The 23,719-nt window shown below is 69.1% G+C and carries 22 protein-coding genes and 1 tRNA gene; 14 read left to right on the top strand and 9 right to left on the bottom strand.

Annotated elements, in window-relative coordinates:
- The 6 genes from VN779_RS19565 to VN779_RS19590 all read right to left on the bottom strand — a co-directional run.
- The coding region (locus VN779_RS19565; RefSeq protein WP_325725428.1) for a ribonuclease E/G at positions 1–2,244 on the bottom strand (2,244 nt) is incomplete at its 3' end.
- Positions 2,245–2,422: 178 nt separating this feature from the next.
- Positions 2,423–3,316 carry a TIGR03936 family radical SAM-associated protein gene (locus VN779_RS19570; protein ID WP_349260858.1) on the bottom strand — a complete coding sequence of 298 codons (894 nt, stop codon included), beginning with the start codon at positions 3,314–3,316 and terminating at the stop codon, positions 2,423–2,425.
- A 105-nt stretch (positions 3,317–3,421) separates the two neighbouring features.
- On the bottom strand, positions 3,422–4,153 hold the full coding sequence (locus tag VN779_RS19575) for a hypothetical protein (RefSeq protein ID WP_325725432.1): 732 nt from the start codon (positions 4,151–4,153) through the stop codon (positions 3,422–3,424).
- 116 nt (positions 4,154–4,269) lie between these two features.
- A complete protein-coding gene (locus VN779_RS19580) occupies positions 4,270–5,232 on the bottom strand; it encodes an oxidoreductase (protein ID WP_325725434.1) in 963 nt (320 codons plus the stop codon).
- A gap of 125 nt (positions 5,233–5,357) precedes the next feature.
- Positions 5,358–5,840 (bottom strand): glutathione peroxidase, encoded by a 483-nt coding sequence (locus VN779_RS19585; RefSeq protein ID WP_325725435.1) that lies wholly within the window; start codon positions 5,838–5,840, stop codon positions 5,358–5,360.
- 165 nt (positions 5,841–6,005) lie between these two features.
- Positions 6,006–7,100 (bottom strand): M48 family metallopeptidase, encoded by a 1,095-nt coding sequence (locus VN779_RS19590; RefSeq protein WP_325725436.1) that lies wholly within the window; start codon positions 7,098–7,100, stop codon positions 6,006–6,008.
- Between the two features lie 95 nt (positions 7,101–7,195).
- Here VN779_RS19590 and VN779_RS19595 point away from each other — a divergent pair, with 95 nt between their 5' ends.
- The 9 genes from VN779_RS19595 (at position 7,196) to VN779_RS19635 (ending at position 14,848) form a co-directional block, all read left to right on the top strand.
- The gene (locus tag VN779_RS19595) at positions 7,196–7,360 is read left to right on the top strand and encodes a hypothetical protein (protein ID WP_325725437.1); all 165 of its coding nucleotides are present in this window, start codon (positions 7,196–7,198) and stop codon (positions 7,358–7,360) included.
- Between the two features lie 83 nt (positions 7,361–7,443).
- Entirely contained in the window at positions 7,444–7,578 is a 135-nt protein-coding gene (locus tag VN779_RS19600) for a hypothetical protein (protein ID WP_325725438.1), read from the top strand.
- Positions 7,579–7,650: 72 nt separating this feature from the next.
- Entirely contained in the window at positions 7,651–8,430 is a 780-nt protein-coding gene (nadD, locus tag VN779_RS19605; RefSeq protein WP_325725440.1) for a nicotinate-nucleotide adenylyltransferase, read from the top strand.
- Positions 8,427–10,430, top strand: a complete 2,004-nt coding sequence (locus VN779_RS19610; protein WP_325725442.1) for an LCP family protein — start codon at positions 8,427–8,429, stop codon at positions 10,428–10,430. Before nadD ends, VN779_RS19610 begins: the two co-directional genes overlap by 4 nt.
- Positions 10,431–10,568: 138 nt before the next feature.
- Positions 10,569–10,979: a ribosome silencing factor gene (rsfS, locus tag VN779_RS19615; RefSeq protein WP_325725444.1), complete on the top strand. Its 411-nt coding sequence runs from the start codon at positions 10,569–10,571 to the stop codon at positions 10,977–10,979.
- Between the two features lie 125 nt (positions 10,980–11,104).
- A complete protein-coding gene (locus VN779_RS19620) occupies positions 11,105–11,752 on the top strand; it encodes a histidine phosphatase family protein (RefSeq protein WP_349260859.1) in 648 nt (215 codons plus the stop codon).
- A 193-nt stretch (positions 11,753–11,945) separates the two neighbouring features.
- Positions 11,946–12,018: transfer RNA gene (locus tag VN779_RS19625), tRNA-Ala, on the top strand.
- A gap of 764 nt (positions 12,019–12,782) precedes the next feature.
- Positions 12,783–14,267, top strand: coding sequence for a PAS domain S-box protein (locus tag VN779_RS19630; RefSeq protein WP_325725448.1), 1,485 nt, complete (start codon positions 12,783–12,785; stop codon positions 14,265–14,267).
- Positions 14,264–14,848, top strand: coding sequence for a GNAT family protein (locus VN779_RS19635; RefSeq protein ID WP_325725450.1), 585 nt, complete (start codon positions 14,264–14,266; stop codon positions 14,846–14,848). The genes VN779_RS19630 and VN779_RS19635 overlap by 4 nt, the downstream gene beginning before the upstream one ends.
- Positions 14,849–14,899: 51 nt before the next feature.
- On the opposite strand, the gene VN779_RS19640 is transcribed toward VN779_RS19635, so the two are convergent.
- Positions 14,900–15,832 (bottom strand): mechanosensitive ion channel family protein, encoded by a 933-nt coding sequence (locus VN779_RS19640; protein WP_325725452.1) that lies wholly within the window; start codon positions 15,830–15,832, stop codon positions 14,900–14,902.
- A 387-nt stretch (positions 15,833–16,219) separates the two neighbouring features.
- Between VN779_RS19640 and VN779_RS19645 the strand changes: the two genes are divergently transcribed.
- The 5 genes from VN779_RS19645 (at position 16,220) to VN779_RS19665 (ending at position 22,363) form a co-directional block, all read left to right on the top strand.
- A complete protein-coding gene (locus tag VN779_RS19645; RefSeq protein ID WP_325725454.1) occupies positions 16,220–16,804 on the top strand; it encodes an HNH endonuclease in 585 nt (194 codons plus the stop codon).
- 151 nt (positions 16,805–16,955) lie between these two features.
- On the top strand, positions 16,956–19,187 hold the full coding sequence (gene malQ / locus VN779_RS19650) for a 4-alpha-glucanotransferase (RefSeq protein ID WP_325725456.1): 2,232 nt from the start codon (positions 16,956–16,958) through the stop codon (positions 19,185–19,187).
- Between the two features lie 122 nt (positions 19,188–19,309).
- Complete coding sequence (locus VN779_RS19655) at positions 19,310–19,723, top strand: hypothetical protein (protein WP_325725458.1); 414 nt, start codon at positions 19,310–19,312, stop codon at positions 19,721–19,723.
- Positions 19,710–20,264, top strand: coding sequence for a DUF5130 family protein (locus VN779_RS19660; protein WP_325725460.1), 555 nt, complete (start codon positions 19,710–19,712; stop codon positions 20,262–20,264). Before VN779_RS19655 ends, VN779_RS19660 begins: the two co-directional genes overlap by 14 nt.
- A gap of 101 nt (positions 20,265–20,365) precedes the next feature.
- The gene (locus VN779_RS19665) at positions 20,366–22,363 is read left to right on the top strand and encodes a protein meaA (protein ID WP_325725462.1); all 1,998 of its coding nucleotides are present in this window, start codon (positions 20,366–20,368) and stop codon (positions 22,361–22,363) included.
- 124 nt (positions 22,364–22,487) lie between these two features.
- On the opposite strand, the gene VN779_RS19670 is transcribed toward VN779_RS19665, so the two are convergent.
- The gene (locus VN779_RS19670; RefSeq protein WP_325725464.1) at positions 22,488–22,808 is read right to left on the bottom strand and encodes a hypothetical protein; all 321 of its coding nucleotides are present in this window, start codon (positions 22,806–22,808) and stop codon (positions 22,488–22,490) included.
- A gap of 167 nt (positions 22,809–22,975) precedes the next feature.
- Entirely contained in the window at positions 22,976–23,479 is a 504-nt protein-coding gene (locus VN779_RS19675; protein ID WP_325725466.1) for a hypothetical protein, read from the bottom strand.
- Positions 23,480–23,719 lie beyond the last annotated feature (240 nt).

Raw genomic sequence — 23,719 nt, forward strand, 5'->3', positions numbered from 1 at the left:
GTTGAACACATCCGTGTCGCTGGTCCACTGCTGCAGCCGCTCGGCCAGCTCGGGCGCAACCCCGGACAGGTACTCGTGGATCGTCTTGTAGGCCTCGTCGCCGGAGACGATCAGCTTGCTGAAGTCCTCGTTGAAGATGTCCCGGATGACCCGCACGGTCAGGTCCGGCTCGCCGTACAGCAGCGCCGGGGCGTTGGCCGTGCGCGACCGCCGCTCGATCTCCTCCCACTGCGCGACCAGGCGCTCGACATCGCTGGCCAGCTCCTCCTCGCTCGCCCCCTCGGCCGCGGTGCGCACGATCACGCCGCCGTCCTCGGGCACGACCTTCTTGAGGATCTGCTTCAGCCGGGTGCGCTCGTTGTCCGGCAGCTTGCGGCTGATGCCCATCATCGAGCCGCCCGGGATGTACACCAGGAAGCGGCCAGGCAGCGAGATCTGGCTGGTCAGCCGCGCGCCCTTGTGCCCGATCGGATCCTTGGTGACCTGCACGAGCACCGGCTGCCCGGACTTGAGCGCGGACTCGATCCGCTTCGGCTGCCCCTCAAGGCCCGCCGCGGCGAAGTTCACCTCGCCCGCGTACAGCACCGCATTGCGGCCCTTGTTGATGTCGACGAACGCCGCCTCCATCGACGGCAGCACGTTCTGCACCTTGCCGAGGTACACGTTGCCGACGTACGAGACCGAAGACTCGCGGTTGACGTAGTGCTCGACCAGCACACCGTCCTCAAGCACGCCGATCTGAGTGCGGTTGGCGGCCTGGCGCACGACCATGATCCGCTCGACCGACTCGCGGCGGGCCAGGAACTCGGCCTCGCTCACGATCGGGGCGCGGCGGGAACGGGTCGAGCGGCCGTCGCGGCGGCGCTGCTGCTTGGCGGCCAGGCGTACCGAGCCGCGCACGCCGAGCACATCGTCGCCGGTGCGTACCGAGTCCGGCTCAATCAGCCGGTTCGACCTGCGCTCGCGCGGCTCCCGAGGCTCCCGGGGTTCCCGGGGCTCGCGGATCCTGACCACGGTGTTCGGCGGGTCGTCCTCGGTGCTGCCCGAGGCCAGATCCTCGGCGGTCTGCCGGCGGCGCCGACGCCGGCGGCGGCGGCTGGAGCCCTCGGAGTCCGCGGCCTCGTCGGCCGCGCTGTCGGCATCGGCAGACTCGGGCTCGCCGGGCTCCTCGTCTGACGTGGCGTCAGCCCGCGTGGCGATCGCGTCGCCGGCGTGCCCGCCTCCGTTGCGGCTGCGCCGGCGGCGGCGCCGGGACTCGCGCTCGTCACCGGGCTCCTGCTGCGGTTCGTTGGCTGCCGGCTGCGGTGCGCGCTCGGCCTCCTCGGCCAGGGCCGGGGTTGCGGCGGGGGCAGGCTTGGGCTGCGGCTGCGCCGAAGACTGCGGCGCGGTGGCCCGGCGGCGGATCGGCTCCGCGACGACCGGTGCCTGGAAGATGAGCATGCCGGGCCGTTGCGGCGCGACCGGAGCGGGCGCCAGCGCCGGAGCTTCCTCGCCCTCGACGTCGGGCGACCACGCGGGCTCGAGTTCCTCGGCGCCGAGCGCGGCGTCCGACTCTTCCTCCGCTTCGGCGGCGGCGAGCGGTTGGACCGGCTGCGTCGGCGCGGAGGCCCGCTTACGGCTGCGACCCGGCCGACCGGTGGCCTGCGTCGTCGCGGTCGTTTCTGACTGAGCGGTGTCTGACGGGGCCGCGCCGGACCGGGTCGACTCAGGTTGCGCGCTCACATCTGAGCGTGCGGATTCGGCGCTGGCCGCGGTCTGCGGAGCCGCGGCGCTCGCGGCCCCGGCATCCTGCGCCTCACCGGCACGCGGCCGGCGGCGCGTGGTGGTCTTGCGCGCGGTCGTTTTCACCGGAGCCTCCGGTGCGGCGGCTGCGACCTCGGGCGCGGTCTGCTGCGCGGGCGCCTCGGCGGACACGCCGCCGACCTGGTCCGCGTCGGCGGCCGCGGCCGTCTTCTTGGTCGCGGTCTTGCGCGCCGTCTTCTTCGCTGGAGCCGCTTCGGTGGCCGCGACCTTGGTCGCGCCCTTCTTGGCGCGGGTGCGCTTGGCCGCGGGCCCGGCCTCGGCCGGCGCGGACGCGTCGCCGCCGGTCGCGGCCCCGGTCCGCGCAGCGCTCTCCGCGGTTGGGGCCCCGGCGGGGCGGCTAGCCGCACGGCGGCGGCGCGGGTTGGTGGTCGGCGAGTCGGCTGTGGACTCGTTGTCGGGTTCCAGGCCTGAGCCGGAACCGGTGGGCTCGTGATCGAGCATTCGGGCGGTTCTCCCGTCGTGGCCACCGGGCGCTCGGACGCCACCGGTTCCCGGTGTGCGTCGGCGCCGCGCGGCGGCTCGTCTGTACGTACTTGAAGTCAGGTGGGCCGGATCGGGCGACTCGCCGAATCGGGCCGTCGTGCCGGCGCCGCCGCGTGGGCGGGGCGCCTGCGAGCATTCATACCCCGGAAACCGGGGTGTTGATGCTCGACGGCCCGGAATTCGCCGAAGCGTTCCGGTCCAGGGCCATCGGGTCAGCCACCGGCCACGCCCCGGACCCGGCCGCGGACTCGGCTTTAGCCGGCGCACCGGGCGTGACCTGAGTAGTCAGGCCGTCACCGTGTAGACCGTCACCGTGTACCAGTGGTCCCTGCGCCAGCCTGGTCACCCTGGGGGCGACCGGCGGCACGAGACCGCTCACGGATCCGAGTCCGGTCAGGACATCATCGGGGCGGACAGCCGGCGTGGCGTGCCGGACGACCACTCGCAGTATCGCACAGGCAGACGACCGCGATTGGTGCGCGGCTTCAGCCGGGCTGTCGAGGACGCTGAGCGACACTACGGCTGATCTGGTATCGAAGGTTCGCATTCCGGTCTTCATCAGGCGTTCCACCGCAACCGTCTCGGCCGCGAGGAACGCGTCGACGGCGCGCTCGGCCTCGGCCGGTTCGACGCCGGGCAGTTCGATCTGCCAGAGCGAAGCCTCCAGGTGGTCGGCCAGCGAGGAGGTCGCGGCCTCGACGATCTCCAGGATGTCCAGGTCGGGCGGCAGCGCGGAATCCAGGGCGGTACGCAGCGCGGCCGGGTCGACCCGCCGGGTGACCGCGATCTCGACATACTCCGCCTCGCTGGCGGTGCCGGTCGGTGCCGCTCCGGCCCAGGAGATCTTGGGGTGCGGGGAGAAGCCGGCCGAGTACGCCATCGGTACCGCCGCGCGCCGCAGCGCCCGTTCGAACGCCCGCTGGATGTCCCGGTGGCTGGTGAATCGCAGCCTGCCGCGTTTCGCGTAGCGGATCCGCAGCCGCTGGACCGCAGGGGGCGGGGGAGGGCCGTCTGGCGTGCGCTTGGGCAGCGTTCTCACCGCTTCTCGCTCGGGGGTCTTCGGATCCAGGGTAAGCCCCGGCTAGCGTCCCTCCGTGCGTTCACGACCCCGCGTGAGTCCGCTTAAGGCTCAGTACTAATGCACCGATCGCATCCGCGGCACGAGCATCCCGGCCAGCTTCGTCAGGTCGATCTCGGTGCTCTGGCCTTGTAGCAGCGAGTTGTCGATCACCGCGACCGCCGTGCCGAGGCGGATCGCCGCGCCGTTCATCACCATGGTCTGGTTGCCGATCGCGACCTTCACGGTGAAGCCCACCGACTCGTCCCCGATCCGCGGCCCCGGGGTCACCTTCACCGACGCGCTCTGGGTCGCGCCGCTGGCATCGGACGCCTGGAACGCGCTGCACCGATTGAGCGCCGCGCCCAGCTTGTTGGTGAACGTGGTCGCGTCGGTGCCGTGGAATTCCAGCAGCGTCTCGTCGAATTCGCCGAGCCCGGACGGCGGCGTGAACGCGTCGCTGGCGTAGGAGGCCTCGCCGAGGCTGTTCTGGCCCACCGTGTTTATGAGGTTCAGCACCGTATTGCAGTCGGCGCTGCTCAGGTCGACGGTGGACGCCGCGGCAGACAGGGTCGCTCCGCTGTTCTGCGCGCCGATCGACTCCTCGGTGTAGTCGTGCGGCAGGTCGGCGGCGCCCAGCAGGATCGCCCGGAGCTGCTTGCCGTTCGGCACGTCATGAGCGGTGGACGCAGCGGAGGCGGAGGAAGAGGCTGAGCCGCCACCGGTACACGCCGCAAGCGTGGCGGTAAGCATCAACGCTGCGACACCGGCGAGCCCGGTTGCTGCATGAGCGCCTATCCGATTTGCCATGCGGGCACTCTAGCCCTCGTGCCTTCGGGCTCGGCTTCAGGCGGCGCGGCGTGCCTGTGCGGCTTCGCAAAGAGTTGACCAGTTACCGCACAGCCCAGCTCACCGAGCCGCCACGGCTATCGCGGCGTGCACAGCTCCTCATACCCGACGCCCGTTGCCTCCACCGATGCCGCCCATAGCCGCTCGGCGAGCGCCTCGTCGCGTGCCAAGTGACTCGGCTTCACCCGGATCGGCGCCCCGCGGACCCCCAGCCGTGGCCCGATGAATTCGCCTCCGGCCACGTTCGGGTGCGTCGCGGCGTACAGCGAAGGCAGCGCGCCCGATGCCGTGGACTGTCCGATGACGCCCGTAGACACTTGCGCGACCTGGCCGATCACCGGGCGTTGCCCGACGCTTGCGCGTGCGACCAGCTCCGAGCGCGTATAGCCGGGGTGCACTGCGATGGAACGCAGTCCCGTCTGCCCGCCGATACACGCCCGCGCCCGCCGGTCGAGTTCGAGCGCGAACAACAGGTTCGCCAGCTTCGAACGCGAATAGCCGAGCCAGCGTGACCCGTGCGGCAGGGTCTTGAAATCAGCGGGCTCGCTCAGCCCCGCGCCGCTCGCAGCGCGGTGCATCAGCGAGCTCACGGTCACCACCCTCGCCCCGTCCGCGGCCAGCAACAGCGGCAGCAGCCGGCCGGTCAGGGCGAAATGCCCCAGGTGGTTGGTGCCGAGCTGAAGCTCGAAACCCTCCGCGGTCAGCTCCGGCCGTGGCGCCATCACGCCCGCGTTGTTCACCAGGACGTCGAGATGCCCGGCCCGGTCCGCGATCTCTCGCGCGGCGTCCTCCACGGACTCCAGGCAGGCCAGATCTACGCGCACCAGTTCGACTGAAGCGTCGCCATATCGTGCGACGATCAGATCCCTTGCCCGGGTGCCGCGCTCAAGATCGCGACAGCCGAGCAGCGTGCGGGCCCCACCCCGGGCCAATTGCGCCGCCGTCTCAAGGCCGATCCCGCTGGTCGCCCCGGTTACCAGGGCCACCAGGCCGGACAGCTCGGGAAGGTCGGCGGCGCGCCAACCCCTCCACTGCACCATGAAGAACAGTCTTGCGGAGGGCTGACGCGCCGTCCATGCTCAAGGCCGTGGCTGGCAGCAAGCTGCCCCACCTCGCCGGGCGGCAGCCCGCCCGGCGATTTCGTTTCCTGCGGCGCGGCCGCCGGCTACAGCAGCGTCTTGATAGCCGAGATCACCTCGGGCGCGTCCGGCTCGGTGCGCGGGCCGAATCTGGCCACCACGTTGCCCTCACCGTCCAGGAGGAACTTCTCGAAGTTCCACCGGATGTCGCCGGTGTAACCCTCCGCGTCCGCCGTCTGAGTCAGCTCGGCGTACACCGGGCTGCGCTGCTCGCCGTTCACGTCGATCTTCTCGAACAGCGGGAAGGTGACGCCGTAGCTCGTCGAGCAGAAGCTCTGGATCTCCTCGGCGGTGCCGGGCTCCTGACCGCCGAACTGGTTGCACGGGAACCCGACCACTGAGAAGCCCTGGCCCGAGTAGGTCTTGTGCAGCTCCTCGAGCGCTGTGTACTGCGGGGTCAGTCCGCACTTCGACGCCACGTTGACCACGAGCACCGCCCGGTCGGTGTGCGCGCCGAGGCTGGTCGGCGTGCCGTCCAGCGACTTGAGCGGAATGTCCTTGATTCCCATGCGGACTGCTCCTCAGATTCGTCGTCTAGCTATCGCCCGGCGGGCGGTGCAACGCGTCGCCATCGTGCCCTAACACGTCACGCGCGCGTACCGGTTCAGCCGGCCGCGCGCTGTCACGCGTTGTGATGGGTCACGTTGTCGTACCGGTCACGCGTCCGTGCCGAGTCACTCCTCGGTGTCGTCCTCGTCCCGACCCGGCTCCTCACCGTTCGGGCGCTGACCCCACCGTCGATACATAGCGCCGCCGATGCGGTCACCGATTCCCGAGGCGTCCCGCGCGAAGTCACGCAGCTTCGCCATCAGCGGGTCCGCGCTGTTACGCACCGACTCGGCGTACGAGTCAGCGGCAGCCTTCGCGTCCTCGGTTGCCGAGGCGCTCGTGTCCCCGTCCCGGCGCGGGTAGTCCCCGCCGAGGATCCGGTTGTAGGTGCCGGCCTCGACCCACCGGGTCAGCTCCAGCGAGCGCACCGAGGGGAACGGGTGCGTCTGGTCCCGGGTAAGCAGCAGCTTCAGTATCGAGTCGCGGATGTCGCCGCCGGCCTCGTACTCGCGGGCCTGGTCGATGAAGGCGAGCGCGTTCATCTCGTGCAGGTGCGCGCCGCCGGCCATCTTCATCTGCGTGCGTACCGCGGCCTCGATGTCCTGACCGACCAGCAGGCCGGCCCGGTCGCTGGACAGCTCCGCCTTGCGGAACCACTCCAGCAGCGCGGTGATCAGCGCCTGGATGCCGAGCTGGCCGCCGGGCAGCCACGCCACGGCGCCGCTGAGGTTCATCAGCCAGATCAACATCGTGCGGTACACCGCGTGACCGGAGAAGGCGTGGCCGAGTTCATGCCCGACGACGAACCGCAGTTCCTCCTCGTCGAGCAGCTCGACCAGCCCGGTGGTCAGCACGATCACCGGCTTGTCCAGTCCGATGGTCATACCGTTGACAAGCGGGGTCTGCTGTACGAACAGCTGCGGACGCTCGCGCACGTCCAGGATCTCGCAGGCGTCGGTCAGCATCGCGTCGAGCCTCGGGAACTGGCGGTCGGACACCTGCACCGCGTTGGCCAGCAGCATCAGCCGCAGATTGCGCTCGCCGATCAGGCCGCTGAGCTTCTTGAGCAGAGTGTCGAAACCGCTCAGCTTGCGCAGGGCGGTCAGCGCGGCGCGGTCGGCGGGATGCTCGTAGGCGCGCGAGCTGATCTCCGGGAAGCGGCGGCGGTTGCGCTCGGGCGCGCGATCGGCCGGTTCGCCGGCCTGCGATGGCTGTGACATGGACTTGTGCCCCCTCGTGGAGTCGGGAGGTTCCCGAGCGTCACATTACCGACCCGGCGTCTGCCAGGGCGTGCCGTGGCGCGTATGGTCGATGCGTGCAACAGATTCTTTTGGCGGTCAACGCCCCGGACAACACCCCGCCGGGGATCTTCCTGCGCCTTTACATCTTCGGTGGTCTTGCCGTAGTCATCCTGATCGCGTGGCTGGTGCTGCGTGGCTACCGCGATTCGGGCGAGACTCGCGACGAGAACCGCGACTGAGCGACCCTGTCGCTGAGCCCCACGCGCCGCCCTCTATATTTGGGTGGCTGTAGAGCGATCAAGTAGATCTAAGGACGGACACGGTGCACGCGCTTACCGTTTTGGCAGAGGGCAGCGGCCGCTACGCGGGCATCAACCCGGCCCTCAACGCCATCGTTGTGATGGCTATCTTCCTGGTGCTGCTGTTCCTGGTGACCAGGCTCAACCGGGACAAGTAATTCCCGGCAAAGTAGGACAAGCAGCCCAAGTGCTGGTGTAACCGCGCGGTGAGCCAGGTAGGGTCGGTGCGCATGAGCGACCCCCAGCCCCCCGGCACCGCGGTGTCCCCAGCGGGCGCGGCGTTCCATACGGGCCCGATCGAAACGGGTCCCGTCGAAACGGGCACTGTGCTCGAGCGCCCGGCACGGGCCCGCCGCGTCGGCGTGATGGGCGGCACCTTCGACCCGATCCACCACGGCCACCTGGTCGCGGCGAGCGAGGTCGCCTCGCTGTTCGAACTCGACGAGGTGGTGTTCGTCCCCACCGGCGAGTCCTGGCAGAAGGACAACCGGCGGGTCTCCTCCGCCGAGGACCGCTATCTGATGACGGTCATCGCCACCGCGTCCAATCCGCGCTTCTCGGTGAGCCGGGTCGATATCGACCGCGGCGGCCCGACGTACACCGTCGACACCTTGCGCGAATTGCGCGCCGAGCGACCGGCGGGCACCGAGTTCTTCTTCATCACCGGCGCCGACGCTCTGGAGCAGATCTTCACCTGGCAGGACGCCGACGAGCTGTTCGACATGGCGCACTTCGTCGGCTGTACCCGGCCAGGCCACGCGCTGACCGATCCGGGCCTGCCGGTCGGCAAGGTCTCGCTGATCGAGGTCCCGGCGCTGGCGATTTCCTCAACCGCCTGCCGCGAACGGGTACGCCGCGGCGAGCCCGTGTGGTATCTCGTACCGGACGGCATCGTGCAGTACATCAACAAGCGCGGCCTGTACCGGGATCCTGGTGACGCTGGAGCACACCTCGGCCGCCCGCATGAGTGGGGCGGTACGCCGGACCCGACCGCGCAGGAGGCACCGTGAGCGGACCCGGACGCCGCCGGAAGCCGAATCCGGAGGATGAGGGCAGCCTGCCCGCGCCGCCGCGGCCGCCCGCGGGCTATGGGCAGCAGCCCGCACAATCGCAACCCGAGTACGACTACGCGTACGACTGGCGCCAGCCCCAGGCCGCCCAACCCGATACCCAGCCCGGCCCCGTGTTCGACGCGTACTCGACGGGCACCACTGACCAGCGGCCAGCCGCTTCGAACGATCAGCCTACGTATTACAACCCAGTCGGCTACGGCTTGACCGATCCCTACTCGACGACGGGTTACGGATCGCAGCGGCCCTCCGCGCCGCAGCAACCAGCGCCGCAACCCTTCTCGCCCCAGCAATACTCATCGCCGACCGCGCAGCCCCCGCATCCCTCCGTACCGCGTCCCGATGATGTCTGGCCCGAGGCGCCCCCACGGTCTGACGCACCCTCACCACGGCCTTTCCCGCAACAAGCGGGCCAACCCGCCTCTTCCGCGCCCTACCGCCAGCCCCCTTCGGCTCCCTCCGACCCCGACGCGCTCTTCGACGAGAACGACCTCTTCGACACCGGGTCGTCGCACTCGTCACTCTCGTCCTCCTCGACGACAAACGCCGCGATGGCCGCGCCGGGTCGAGCGCCCGAACCGCCGATCATCACCGATCCGGTCGTGCCGCCCCCGCCGGACGGTGCGCCTGCGCCCAAGGATGGCTACACGCAGTCCGACTTCGCGTTCCTTGAGGAGGAGACCGGCCAAGACGTTAAGGGCTGGCTCACCTTCGTCGAGTCGCGTGCCGAAAGCCGTGCGGATCGGACGAAGCGCTTTCGGCGTCGGCTGATCGGCGCGGGAGCCGTCGCGGCAGTCGTCGCGGCCGCCATCGGCGCCTACGCACTCTTCAACGGCGGATCGCTCACCGGAGGCGGCGGCAGCACCAAGTCCGTCATCCTGCTCCAGATCAGCGACTCCACCGGCAATGCGGTAGCCGATGCGCTGCTCGTTACCGACCACTCGGCGACCACAGGCACCGGCAGCTCGAAGACCGTCACCGGAAAGGGTGCCGGCGTGCTGATTCCCTCTCAGATGATCGTGAACAGCACCGGATTCGGCCAGCAGCCCTTCGGCGGCGACATGGCGCAGTCCGTTCCGGCGGCGGGTAAGGACACCGTGGCCGACGCGCTGGGCGTCAACATCGACGGCGTCTGGCGGATGGACGAGATCACCTTCGCCGGGCTGATTGACGAGATCGGCGGCATCCAGCTCAACGCGAACGTCGCGGTCCCGGCGGCCACCGCCAGCCCGACCGCCGCGGCCATCCCCGTCGGCAACCAGAAGTTGACGGGTAGTCAGGCCGTCGCCTACGGCATCTACACGGCGAAGGGTGACGGCCCTGACGCCCAGATCGAGCGGTTCGGACAGGTCGTCAGCAGCCTGCTCGCCGCGCTGCCTACCGACCCCGGCGCGATCACGGCGTACCTGAACCACTTGGGCGTCGTCGACGATCCGGCGCTGCCCGAGAGCAAGTTGAGCCCGATCCTCGCCGCGCTCGCGGTAGAGCAGCAGGCCGGTGCGTTTACCGCTAAAGCGCTGCCGGTTCGCACTGACGGTTCGAACGCCATGAACGTTCAGGCCGCGGCGCCCATCGTCAGCAGCCTGCTCGGTGGCGCCTTGAATACGCAGAACAACGGGCAGATCTCCCGCGTCTTGGTGGAGGACGCGTCAGGCCACACCGGCAACGCGTCCCAGGTGATCCGCGGGGCGGCGCAGGCCCGCCTCACGAACGGCGGCTACACGTTCATCGACGGCTCGACGGCTGCACGCCGGGCCACCACCGTGGTCGAAGTCGGCTCTGACGGCGCGAAGTCCGCCGCGGTGCAGATCGCCGCGACGCTCGGCCTCCAGGCCAACAGCGTGCAGGTCGTGCCGGGGATGAGCACCTTCGCCGACGCGACCGTACTGCTCGGCGCGGACTGGCCCAAGCTCGCCAACGTCACCCTCCCCGCCAACTGACCCACCCACCCAGCGCCGGCTCACATCCCGTCCGGGCCTGCATCGTCCCCATTACTCGCCGCGCTTCGTCACCCCTCCGTGAGACCCTGTTACCACCACGAAGTTGACTCAGACCAACCGAACTAAGAGGTGTGCCGAGTGACAGCGACCGACCGGGCGACGGAACTCGCGATTGCGGCGGCGCAGGCGGCGTCGGACAAGCTCGCCGATGACATCGTGGCCTATGACGTGAGCGACGTCTTCGTGATCACGGACGCCTTCGTGCTCGCGTCCGCTCCGAACGACCGGCAGGTCAGGGCCATCGTCGACGCGATCGAGGAGCGGCTGCTCGAACTGGGCGCCAAGCCGGCCAGGCGCGAGGGCCAGCGGGAAGGCCGCTGGGTGCTGCTCGACTACGTCGACATCGTCGTGCACGTCCAGCACGCCGAGGAGCGCACGTACTACGCACTCGAGCGGCTGTGGAAGGACTGTCCGATCATCAGCCTGCCCGAGTCCGTCACCAGCGGCCGGTCCGCGGGCCCCGCCGGCGAATTCGGCGGCGCCCGGTGAGCCCAGGCAGCGATCTCAACAGCGGCGAGGCCCCCGAACCTGATCCCGCCCAGCCGGCTCTCGCTTCCGAACAGGACGCGGCGTCGGCTCCCGACCGCCACGCCTACCACGCCCCGGGCCGCCGTGTGGTGATCTGGCGGCACGGCCAGACCGAGTGGAACGTCGAGGGCCGCTTCCAGGGCCAGACCGACGTGCCACTCGACGCCGTGGGCCGTGACCAGGCCCGCCGCGCTGCCAGGCTCCTCGCCGCGCTGCGCCCGAACGCGATCACCGCGTCAGACCTCGCCCGCGCGGCCGACACGGCCCGCGAGCTGAGCGCGCTGACCGGCCTGCCCGTCGCGCTCGACAAGGGGCTGCGCGAGACCTACGCGGGCACCTGGCAGGGCCTGACCGACAGTGAGATCCGGGAGAAGTTCCCGGAGGAGTTCGGCGCGTGGAAGCGGGACCACTCGGTCCGCCGCGGCGGCGGGGAGCTGGAGATAGAGGTCGCCGACCGGGTCGTCCCCGCGATCCTGCGCGCGCTCGAGGACATACCCCCGCGCGGCACCCTCGTCGTGGTCAGCCATGGCGGCTCCTCCCGCGTCGCGATCGGCCGCCTCCTCGGCCTGCCCCCCGAGCACTGGAGCAGCCTCGGCGGTTTGTCCAACTGCTGCTGGTCCGTCCTCGGCGAGGCCAACCGCGGCTGGCGCCTGCTCGAGCACAACGCCGGTTCCCTCCCCGAGCCGGTCATCGGCGACGACGCGGACGGCGAGGCCGACTCCGGCGCTCCGTGAACCCTGACCGCCGGACTCGCTGGACTCGCCAGACCCCGGCCCGCGGACCCGCCTGGCCGTCAAAGGATTTCGCGTTTCGCTCCCGCGTTGGCTAATATGGCGGAGCCCGCCCGGGAACGAGTGAGTCCATGGATACGCAAAGCGTTTGTTCCTGGCGGGACCAATAGTCCGCCTAGCTGGGCGGATCTTTTCAGGGGCCATAGCTCAGCTGGTAGAGCATCTGTCTGGCAGACAGAAGGTCAGGGGTTCAAGTCCCCTTGGCTCCACAAGCAAGAACAGCCCCGGCCGGAAACGGCCGGGCTTTTTTGACACCCCATGCTGACACCAACGGCGCGACCACCTGTCGCGCTGAGGGCGACACTGCGTCGCGAAGACTCCCAGACCGACCTCAGCTTCACTCCCAGACGCCTGCGGCTCGTGGTAACGCCTGCGGCTACCCGCCCTCCCGCCCCCGCTCCGCTCCTCTCCGCGCCACGGACTCAGGGCACTGCCGCGCACGCGCTTCGCGCTGAACGCTGTGCTGGCCGTGGCTCCGCTGCGAGACAGGGGTGGTGAGCGACCCTCGACCACTGCCGCAAGGTTGCGGCTACCGCGCCGAGCTAGAGCCGGTCGCGCTCCAGGCGGCCACCGCGCCCGCGAGCTTGCCCGAACCGCGCGACGCCCGGCTCTGATGCATCACGCTGCGGGGCCGCGAACGTCGGCGCTCAACACGCAGCTGGGACGGCCGTCTACGCGGCATTCGCCTTGGGACCGCGTCACGAATACAGGATGTCAGATCCGCCCACGGCGGTCGCGTGCCTCCTGCAGCAGAGATCGCAGCGGCTCGGTGTCTGCCCGTACGAGGGCACGGACCCCTCTGAGGCAGTGGATCAACGTGTCGGCCCTGCGTCCTTGATCGGCCGGTGACGGGAGCGTTTCCGTCACGGATAAACTTGGTGTTGTAGTCCATCGGGCGATGCCTCGGGGCGGTTGACCGGGTAACGCACGGTGGGCGGGGACAGGCTGGCTTGACTCCTGAGAGGCTGGGCCTATGGCATTGCAACGGCCTCCTCTTGAACCGCTCGGCACGAGCGCCCTCGGGCTTTCGGCGCAGGACACTCTGCACCTGCTCGAGCGCAACATCCGCGACTACGCCATCTTCATGCTCGATCCGACCGGGCATGTGGTGAGCTGGAACGTCGGGGCGGAGCGGATCAAGGGGTATACCGAGCAGGAGATTCGCGGGAAGCACTTCTCCGTGTTCTATCCGGCGGAGGACATCGCGGCCGGCAAACCCGCGCGCGAGTTGGAGATCGCGACCGCGGAGGGGCGGGTCGAGGACGAGGGCTGGCGTCTGCGTAAGGACGGCACCCGGTTCTGGGCCAACGTCGTGATCACCGCCCTGTTCGACGATCAGCGTCAGCTGCGCGGGTTCGGCAAGGTCACCCGCGACATGACCGATCGGCGGGCCGCCGAGGAGGCACTGCGGGACAGCGAGGAGCGCTTCCGGCTGCTGGTGCAGGACGTGTCCGACTATGCGATCTTCATGCTCGACCCGACCGGGCATGTGGAGAGTTGGAACGCCGGCGCGCAGCGGATCAAGGGGTACACCGAGCAGGAGATTCACGGCAAGCACTTCTCCGTCTTCTACCCCACCGAGGACATCGCGCTCGGCCGCCCGGAACACAACCTGGAGACCGCCTTGCTGGAGGGGCGGGTCGAGGACGAGGGCGGGCGGGTGCGTAAGGACGGCACCCGGTTCTGGGCCAACGTCGTCATCACCGCCCTATACGGCGACCAGCGCCGACTGCGCGGCTTCAGCAAGGTCACCCGCGACATGACTGAGCGGCGCGAGGCTGAGCAGAGCCTCGACGAACGCCGACGGCTGCTAACGCATCTCATCCAGTCACAGGAGTCGGAGTGGCGCCGCATCGCCGCCGAGCTGCACGCAAGCTCCATCCCAGACCTGGACTCGGTCTCGCGCAGCCAACGAGAGCTGGCCGAGCAGCTGCCCGAACCCCATGCCACTCAGCTGCGCGAACTGGCCGCGCGCGCCGAAGCGGCCACTGATCAACTGCGCGCCCTGGGGGCCCGGCTTCGCCCGCCCGGAATCGACCGTTCCTCGCTTGCCGCCGCGCTGGAGGACTACCTGGCCGCCAACGCTGCGGAGTGGGGTCTGAGCTACACGGTCAATAGCCGGCTGGAGTCCGAGCCGCCACCCGACGCCACGTTGACCATCTTCCGCATCTGCCAGGAGGCGCTGACTAACGTGCACAAGCACGCACGCGCGAAGAATGTCTCCGTGACCTTGTCGCATACCGGCAGCGGAGTGCTCACCAGGGTCAGCGACGATGGCGTCGGCATCGACGGATCTGCCGATCTGCGCCCTGGGCCGGATCACTACGGCGTCGTGGAGATGCGCGAGCGAGCCGAGACCGTCGGCGGCTGGTGGACGATGCGCCCCACGCAGCCAGGCACGCTGGTCGAGTTCTGGGTGCCGGCCCTCCGGCGACGGGTCAGTAAGGTTCTGACATGACTGATGGCATACGGCTGCGACCGATCGTCGAAGCGGACTTGCCGCTGCTGACCAGGATGTATAGCGATCCGGTGGACGCCTCCGAGTTCGGATTCTTCGGCTTCCGCAACCCTGACCAGTTGCGGAAGGCGTTCGACGCCGGGTTCATCGGCGAGCATGGCGGCAAGCTGGCCGTGGTGCGCGACTACGAGCCTGACGAGGTGCCCGCGACGGGAATCGGCGCGGGCGCGGCGGGCGCCCGGACCGGGGACGTCGTGGTTGGCGACGTGGGGTGGCACCGAGTCACGACAGGACCCAACTCGGCGACGTGGAACATCGGCATCGGCCTGATGGCGAAGGAACGCGGGAAGGGATACGGCACCCACGCGCAGCGGCTCCTGGTCGACTATCTCTTCTCGTACACGCAGTTTCACCGGATCGAGGCCGGGACCGAGACCACCAACATCGCCGAACAGCGCTCGCTGGAGAAGGTCGGATTCACGCGCGAAGGCGTCGTACGCGGCGCCTGTTTCCGCGCGGGAAAGTGGCGCGACATGGTGTCCTACTCGATTCTGCGCACGGATGTGGAGCTCGCGGACTGAAGGCTCCGGACCGCGACCGCTGACTGCCGCGGCCGATCAGTCACGAGGGCGTCAACGCGAGAGCGAGGCGACTTGCACCTCGGCGGCGTCGAGGGCGGCCTTGAGCCTCGCTCGCAACTCTCGGGCCACCTCGAAATCCTTCTGCGGCGCGGTACGAGCCTGTATACGGATCACCACGTACGCGCCATCGAGCGATTCGACGCCGACGACGTGAGGCCGGTCGTCTGTGAATCTGTCGCGCCAAGCCTCGTCCGCGTAGAGCTGATCGGCCGCCAGCGCCATGATCTCGCGCGCCCTGCCGACGTCCTCTGTATACGCGACCGGTACGTCCACGACCGCGCGTGACCAGCCCTGTGACTTGTTGCCGACTCGGCTGATCGAGCCGTTGCGCACGTACCACATCACCCCGTCCGCATCACGCAGCTTGGTGATGCGTAGGCCAACCTCCTCGACCGTGCCCTTCGCCGTGCCCGCGTCGATGACGTCGCCCACGCCGTACTGGTCCTCGAAGATCATGAAGATGCCGGAGATGAAGTCCGTGATCAGGCCCTGGGCGCCGAGGCCGAGCGCGACGCCGACCACCGAGACCGAGGCCAGGATCGGCGCGATCGGGATGGTCAGCACCGAGATGATCATCAGGCCGCCGATGACGAAGATGATCGCGCTGGACAGCGAGCGCAGCACCGAGCCGATCGCCTGGGTGCGCTGACGGGTCCGCTCGCCGGCCACCAGGCCGAGCCGGCCGACCCCCTCGGCAGCGCGGGTCGCATGCCTGACCACGCGGTTGATCGCCCGCGTGGTGGCCACGCGGATGGCGACGCACGCCGCGATGATCGTCAGGATCTGCGCGCCGTGGCTGATCAGCAGGGAGCCGTGGACCGAGAACCAGTGCCCGACGTTGCTGGCGGTGGCCGGCGGCGTAGTGGAGCTGTCGGACGGCCAGAACGAGGTCGCGGCCGGGAGGGTGGCCGTGATCGCGAACACCGGTCGGATCATCCTTTCGGGCCAGAGGAGCGTGACGACGCTCCGACGGTAGCCGAATCCCGGACGTCAACGACCGGATCCCAGGGGCATCAGGCATGGTTCATGGCCTTTGGTCCGGTTTCTCCCTCCGCATAACGCCGAATTCATGCAGGTCGCGTTGAAACACGGTGGCGCGGGAACAACACAGGCAGCCACACTGGATACACGCCCGACGACGGGCGGCTGCGGTCAGGCTTGGCAAGCTTGCTGCGCGGCGGATGGGCCATGGTTCCGTCATGGCCGGACCGCCCGCAGGGTTCGACGCCTTCGAGCACCGCACCACCCTCCCGTCGGACAACCGGAGCCCGGTGCGAGCCACGCGCCGGGCGCTGATAGGAGGAGGCCCCCGTGCCCCACTCGCTGGTCCTGAATGCTTCCTACGAGCCTCTCTGCGTCGTCCCCCAGCGGCGCGCGGTGGTCCTCGTCCTCAATCAGAAGGCCGTCACCCTCGAACAGGCCGGCGCCCCGCTGCACGCGGCGTCGTTCGAACTGCCCGCACCCTCAGTGGTCAAACTGACCCGCTACGTCCGCGTCCCCATGCGCCGTGGCGTGCCGCTGACCCGCCGGGCCATCTTCGCGCGCGACGCCGGGCGCTGCGTGTACTGCGACGCCCCGGCGACCAGCATCGACCACGTCGTCCCGCGTTCGCGCGGCGGTCGGCACGCCTGGGACAACGTCGTCTCCTCCTGTCGCAGGTGCAACCACGTCAAAGCCGATCGGCCGCTGATCGAGCTCGGCTGGAGGATGAAACGGCAGCCGGTCCAACCGAGTGGTTCCGCCTGGCGGATCCTGTCCTCGGGAAGGACCGATCCGCGCTGGATGCCGTACCTCAAGGGGTACGGAGCCGATGTGGACCTGTTGCCGTTCGAGCCTTACGGGCCGGACGGCATCGTCGTCTCTGAGGGGGCAAGGGTCCGGCGACTGGCCGCATAACGGGCAGTGCGCCGCTCGGCTTCGAACGACAATTCCATAGTCGCATGATGAATCCGCCGCCCTTGGGTAGCCGGTGTTGTGAACGCTTGGCAACACCGCTGACCAGAGCGGCGGATTCCTTCTGCAACGACGCTATGAGAACTTGGTAACCATGAATTCCGTGACGCGGCACGGTGCTGATCAGGGTACGGATGAGGGCATCCGGAACCGGCGGGCGGACGAGCTCGAGCAGTCCGGGACGAGCGGCCCGCAGGCCGCCTGGCCCGAGCTGGTCGAGGTCGCCCGCGCCTATCGGATCGCCACCGAGTACCACGACTGGCAGGGCAAACGGGTCGAGGTCCCGGCCGCCACGCTGGTCGCCGTGCTGGCCGGCTTCAGCGTGGACGGGTCAACGCCGACCTCATGCCGCGAGGCGCTGCGCCAGTTGACGGAGCGTCAATACCGTGCGCTGCCGCCTTGTGTGGTGGTCCGTCAGATGCCTGAGCGCGTCGGGCGCGCGCGAGAGGCCGCCGAGGTGCCCCGGGTGACCGCACACGCGCCGCAGGGCACGCAGCCCACGCTGTGGATCGCGTTGGAGGACGGCGGGCGGCGTTACGACGTAGCGCTGCTTTCCTCCGCGCCCACCGAACGTCGCGGCTTGTCCGCTTATACGTTCGCCCTGCCGATAGCGCTGCCGATCGGCTGGCACACGCTGTACGCGCGGATCGGCGGCGAGGTTAAGCAGGTACCGCTGGCCGTCGCACCACATCGCCTCACCACGCCGACTCACCGCCGCGCTTGGGGCTACACGCTGCAGCTGCACTCCGTGCGCTCGCGCCGGTCCTGGGGCATGGGCGACCTCGGCGACCTGGCCGAACTCGCGGCTATTGCCGGACACGACCTCGGTGCCGGGTTCCTGGTCGTCAATCCGCTGCATGGCAGCAGTGGGGTGCCTCCCGTCGATCCTTCGCCATACCTACCGGCAACGCGGCGTTATCCGGACCCCATTCACCTACGCATCGAATCGGTGCCCGAGTACGCCTACGCACCCGCCGAGGTTCGCGAGCAGATCGACCAGATCGGCGGCGAGCTCCGCAAACGAGATCTGTCGGATGATCTGATCGACCGCGACCAGGTATGGGAAGGCAAGGCGCTGGCGCTGCGCCTGCTGTACTCCACCCCGCGCACAGCCGGGCGTTCCGCGGCGTACCGCGCCTACCTCGCGCGTGAAGGCCGCGCGCTGCAACGCCACGCCGCCTGGTTAACTCTCGCCCAGCTCTATGGCGGCGACAGCACGGCGTGGCCAGACGCGCTGCGCCGAGCCGACTCGGACGCGGTGGCCGAGTTCGTCGACCTGCAACACGCGGAGATCGACTTCCACTGTTGGCTGCAATGGCTACTCGATGAACAGCTCGCCGCAGTACGAACCGCGTGCGGGCACGCGGGGATGCCTTACGGCGTCTTCCACGATCTAGCCGTCGGTGCCCAAGCGGACGGCGCCGACACGTGGGCAGATCTCGACATCTACGCGCAGGGCGTCACGGTCGGCGCACCAGCGGACGAGTTCAACCAGCTTGGCCAGGACTGGAGCTCGCGGCCGTGGCGGCCGGACCGGCTCGCCGAATCCGGTTACCTGCCATACCGGCAGATGCTCGCCGGAGTGCTGCGGCACGCGGACGGGGTCCGCATGGATCACGTGATGGCCCTCTTCAGGCTGTGGTGGGTTCCCGCCGGCAATAAGCCGAGCGAGGGCACTTATGTCTACTACGACCACGAAGCCCTGCTCGCGGTACTCACCCTCGAGGCACACCGGGCAGGCGCGCTGGTGATAGGGGAGGACCTCGGGACCGTCGAGCCCTGGGTCCGCGAGGCGCTGGCCGATCGCGGCATCTTCGGCACCAACGTGCTCTGGTTCGAGCGCGACGCCGGAGGCAAGCCGCACCCGCCCGGCCGCTGGCGCGAGAACTGCCTCGCCGCGCTCACCACGCACGACTTGCCACCAGCCGCCGCCCTGCTCACCGGCGCGCACTTGGACCTGCGTGACCAGCTCGGCCTGCTGGCCCGTCCGCTGGAGGAGGAGAAGGAGGCTGACCGGGCGAACGTGCAGGCGTGGATCGACCTGCTGCGCGGCTGCGGCCTGTTGCGCGCGGGTGCGGGGGAGCAGGAGACCATCGAGGCGCTGCATCGCTTCCTGGCCTGGACTCCGGCGCGGTTAATCGGCGTGTACTTGCCCGACGCTCTCGGCGATATGCGGCCGCACAACCTACCTGGGACGTCCGGCGATAGGTACCCGAACTGGCGGCTGCCCTTAGCTGATTCAGGCGGTCGGCCGGTGCTCTTGGACGAGTTCGCTGCGCATCCGCGGGTGCGTTCGCTGGCCCGGGTCCTTCGCGCGCTCGCATAGGTACTCGTGGACGCGCCTGCATACGCGCAGGCAGCGGCCAATGGACAACAATTCAGGCCCGGATTTCGCCTGAATGCGGACCTGCGCGCAAGCCCGCTTCCCAATTGAGCTACCTTTTTCACGTGTCCATCACCACGCTCTTCCGTACGACGCCCCCGGCGCGGCTGCGCGCCGCGGTCCGCACTGGCGCGGTCGTCGCCACGGCCGCGGTCCCGCTGCTGGCCGCGTCGACCGCGTTCGCCGACTACCACCACTACGACGGCGAGGACTCCGGGTCGGGTCTCACCGTGCTGCAGACGCTCGGCCTTTACGTCGGCATCCCGCTCGCGCTGTTCCTGTTCATCTCGTTCCTGGTGGTGCTGCCCGGCTGGATCCGGGGCGACCGCAACCGCCGCGAGGTCGGCTGGATCGGCCAGAACGGCGCCGGCGCCCCGGCGGGCACCGGGCCCGCCACCGGATCCGCCTCGTCCTCCTCCGCGCAGCAGAGCGTGAGTGCGGGCAAGCCCGGAACCGGTGGGGCCAGTGGCTCCTGGTGACCAGGTGACCGCCGGCGGCCCGGCGAGGGCTGACCACGAAGCAGCGCAGCAGCAGACCGATCGGGATCAGGCCGTAGCCGAGCAAGGCATCCTCGGCGCGCCCCCGGTCGCCGCGCACGCGCAGGCCGCGATTTCTGCCCCCGCCGCCGCGGCCGGTACGACCACGGCACCCGCGCCCGCCGCGCTGATCGAGTCGGTCCAGATCCGCCGGGCCATCACGCAGGCCGAGAAGCGCACGGACCTGAACTGGTCCGTCTTCATCGGCACGCTGGGCGACAACCCGCGCGCGCAGGCCGAGGCCCGGCATGCCGAACTCGGCCCGGCCGCGGCGAAGTCGGTGCTGATCGCCGTGGACCCGGTCTCCCACCGGCTGGAAATCGTCACCGGAACACACGCTCGGACCCTGCTGGACGACCGCTCCTGCGCTCTCGCGGCCGCGTCGATGACCTCTACGTTCGCGGTGCGTGACCTCGACGGCGGCATCGCCTACGGCATCCTCGCGATGGTGGAGCACGCCCGCAGGAACCGCCGGACAACGTGAGCCGGATCACACTGGCGACTTAGTTACCGGCCAGTAAACTCCGCAGCAGAGGCGTCGACCACACCCGTGGCGGCGACGATCACGCGGAGGTTTCCGACACCATGGCGCACGCGGCCGAATCTGCCCAGCCCGCCCGCCGGGACCGGCCATGGGTCATGCGCACCTACGCGGGCCACTCGACCCCGGCGGAGTCGAACGCGCTGTACCGGCGCAACCTGGCCAAGGGGCAGACCGGTCTCTCCGTCGCCTTCGATCTGCCGACGCAGACCGGCTACGACCCGGACGCCGACCTGGCTGTCGGCGAGGTCGGCAAGGTCGGCGTGCCCATCGCGCACGTCGGTGACATGGAGGCGCTGTTCGACGGCATTCCGCTGGCCGGGATGAACACGTCGATGACCATCAACGCCACCGCCATGTGGCTGCTCGCGCTCTACCAGGTGGCCGCCGAGCGCCAGGGCGCCGATGTTAAAGCGCTGGCTGGTACCACGCAGAACGACATCGTCAAGGAATACCTCTCGCGCGGTACCTACGTCTTTCCCCCCGCGCCCTCGCTGCGACTTACCACCGACCTGATCGCGTACACCGTCAACGCACTGCCGCGGTGGAACCCAATCAACATCTGTAGCTACCACCTGCAGGAGGCCGGGGCGGACCCGGTGCAGGAGATCGCTTACGCACTCTCAACGGCCATCGCAGTGCTCGATGCGGTGCGCGATAGCGGGCAGGTGCCGGAAGGTGAGTTCGATCGCGTCGTCGAGCGAATCTCCTTCTTCGTCAACGCGGGAGTGCGCTTCGTCGAAGAGCTCTGCAAGATGCGTGCCTTTACACGTCTATGGGATGAGATCACCCGCGATCGCTACGGCGTGACCGACGCGGCCAAGCGACGCTTTCGGTACGGCGTTCAGGTCAATTCGCTCGGCCTTACCGAGGCGCAGCCGGAGAACAACGTCGCGCGCATCGTCCTGGAGATGCTTGCCGTCACGCTGTCCAAGGACGCCCGGGCGCGCGCCGTGCAACTGCCGGCCTGGAACGAGGCGCTCGGCCTGCCGCGGCCGTGGGACCAGCAGTGGTCGCTGCGCATGCAGCAGGTGCTGGCCTTCGAGTCGGACCTGCTCGAGTACGGCGACCTGTTCACCGGCTCGCAGGTCGTCGAGGCGAAGACCACTGAGTTGGCGGACGCGGCGCGGGCCGAGATCGGGCGGGTGCAGGCGATGGGCGGCGTGGTGGCCGCGGTGGAGTCCGGCTACCTGAAGTCGCAGCTGGTCGCGAAGCACGCGGTGCGCCGGGCCCGGATCGAGTCAGGCGAGCACATCGTGGTCGGCGTCAACGCCTACACCGAGACCGAGCCGAACCCCCTGATCGCTGATCTCGACGCGGCGATCCAGACGGTCGATCCCGAGGTCGAGCAGCACGCGATCAGTGCCCTGATTGAGTGGCGCAAGACGAGGGATGACGCGGCGGTGGAGGCGGCGCTGGCCAAGCTGCGCGCCGACGCCGCCGATTCGGCGGTGAATCTGATGCCTGCGACACTTGAGTGCGCGCGGGCCGGGGCGACCACGGGAGAGTGGGCCGGAGCGCTGCGCGAGGTCTTCGGCGAGTTCCGCGCGCCGACAGGTATCGGCGCGGACGCGCCGACCGCCAACGCGTCATCAGAACTCGTAGCGCTGCGCGAGTATGTGCGCGAGGCAGGCCGTGAGCGTGGACGGCGCCTTCGGATCCTGGTCGGAAAGCCTGGCCTGGACGGGCACTCCAACGGCGCCGAGCAGATCGCGGTGCGTGCTCGAGACGCGGGTTTCGAGGTCGTCTACCAGGGCATCCGGCTGACCCCGGCCCAGATCGCGGCCGCGGCGATCGCAGAGGACGTGCACTGCGTCGGCCTGTCGGTGCTCTCCGGCTCGCACCTGCGCCTCGTGCCGGATGTGATCGAGCGGCTGCGTGAAGCCGGGGCGAGCGATATCCCGGTCGTGGTCGGCGGCATCATCCCGGACGCCGATGCCAAGGCACTCAAGGAGCGCGGCGTCGCCGAGGTCTTCACGCCCAAGGACTACGACATGACACAGAGCCTGACGCGCATCGTGGACGTAATCCGCGCGTCCTGAGCCGGACGGTCCCGACCCGACCTCCACCTACGTCACTGAACACGGGGACGGGCCGCCGCGCACCGTCAGGGCGGTGTGTGGCGGCCCGTCAAAACCGTGCCGAGTTAAGCGTTGCGAACGCGGCTCAGGACGCTGCGGCGGCCTTGGCGGGCTCGCCGTCCACGAGGTCGTGCGCCTTGATGAACTCGTCGCCGAGCACCTCGTGCGCGGCCTTGAGGTGGTCGAGGTCGACTTCGCCGTGCTCGGCCGCGTGGCCGTCGAGCGCACCGAGGATCCGCTCCACCGGGCCGTGGTCGCCGTCGAGCCGCTGCTCGGCGTAGACCGCGATGCCCAGCTTCAGGAACAGCTTCGCGCCGTGGCGGTGGATGTTCCACTGCTCGATCGCGTGCTCGGTCTCGTCGATCCCCTTCTCGGTGACTTCGAGCGCCTTCTGAAACAGACTCATATGAGGTCCCCTCACTTCCAAATCGGGAGGTGAGGTGAAAAACACCGTCACCGTCCCCCCAGTGGCAACAACTTCGGCCAGACTTTACAACCAATCAGGTGACGGAGCGCCAGGCCTGCCCGGACTGTGACTTCTCATCCCCCGGACATACCGGCATACCGGCCGCATCAGGACACAGCGGCGTTGCCAAGGGCTACGAAGTTGTATCCGCCGCCGTTGTTCGCGGTCCGATTGCACGAAATGACGAGCCGGTCCACGCCGCTGAGCGGAATGTGGACGGTGGCCGGCTGGCCGATGGCGGTCTTGTTGACCGACAGCACCTTGCCGTTCTGGTCGGAGAACGTCATGGTGATCGTCGCGCCGGTCGCGCCCGAGGCGTTGTCGGGTACGCCGAGCGTCGTGGTGAAGGTCGAGTAACCCGCGACGTTCCAGTCGATCGGATACGAGTTGGGGCAGTAAAACCGGGAGCTGTACGGGTAGTCGGTGCCTGAGATCTGCACATCGATCTTCGTGTCTACAGAGCTTCCGTCGATCGGGATGCCCAGGTACACCGTGCCGTTGATCGGCGAGAAGCCCGGGTTCGGCGAGCCGGAGACACCGACCTGAGCGCTCGTGCTCGGCGTCGCGGCCCCGGCGAACTTCTTACACACGGCTAGCGCCAGCAGCATCACATGTCGAACGGATTAGGTACCTGAGAGGTCTTAGGTACCCCGCATCGCTCCTCGGACGCGACACTGCCGCATAGCAGCGGTGACAGATCAGGCCTCGGACAGCGGCTGGTCTGAAAGCGCCTCTCACAACGTTCGGGCGTTCGGGAATTCGGGGAAAACTCATGCCGTTGCGTGTTGCGCGCATTCGCGCGTCTTCAAGTTCATGGTTCAGTCGCGGGCGGGTGCGAGCCACAGCGGTGG

The sequence above is a fragment of the Actinocrinis sp. genome, assembly GCF_035605935.1.
Lineage (GTDB): Bacteria > Actinomycetota > Actinomycetes > Streptomycetales > Catenulisporaceae > Actinocrinis.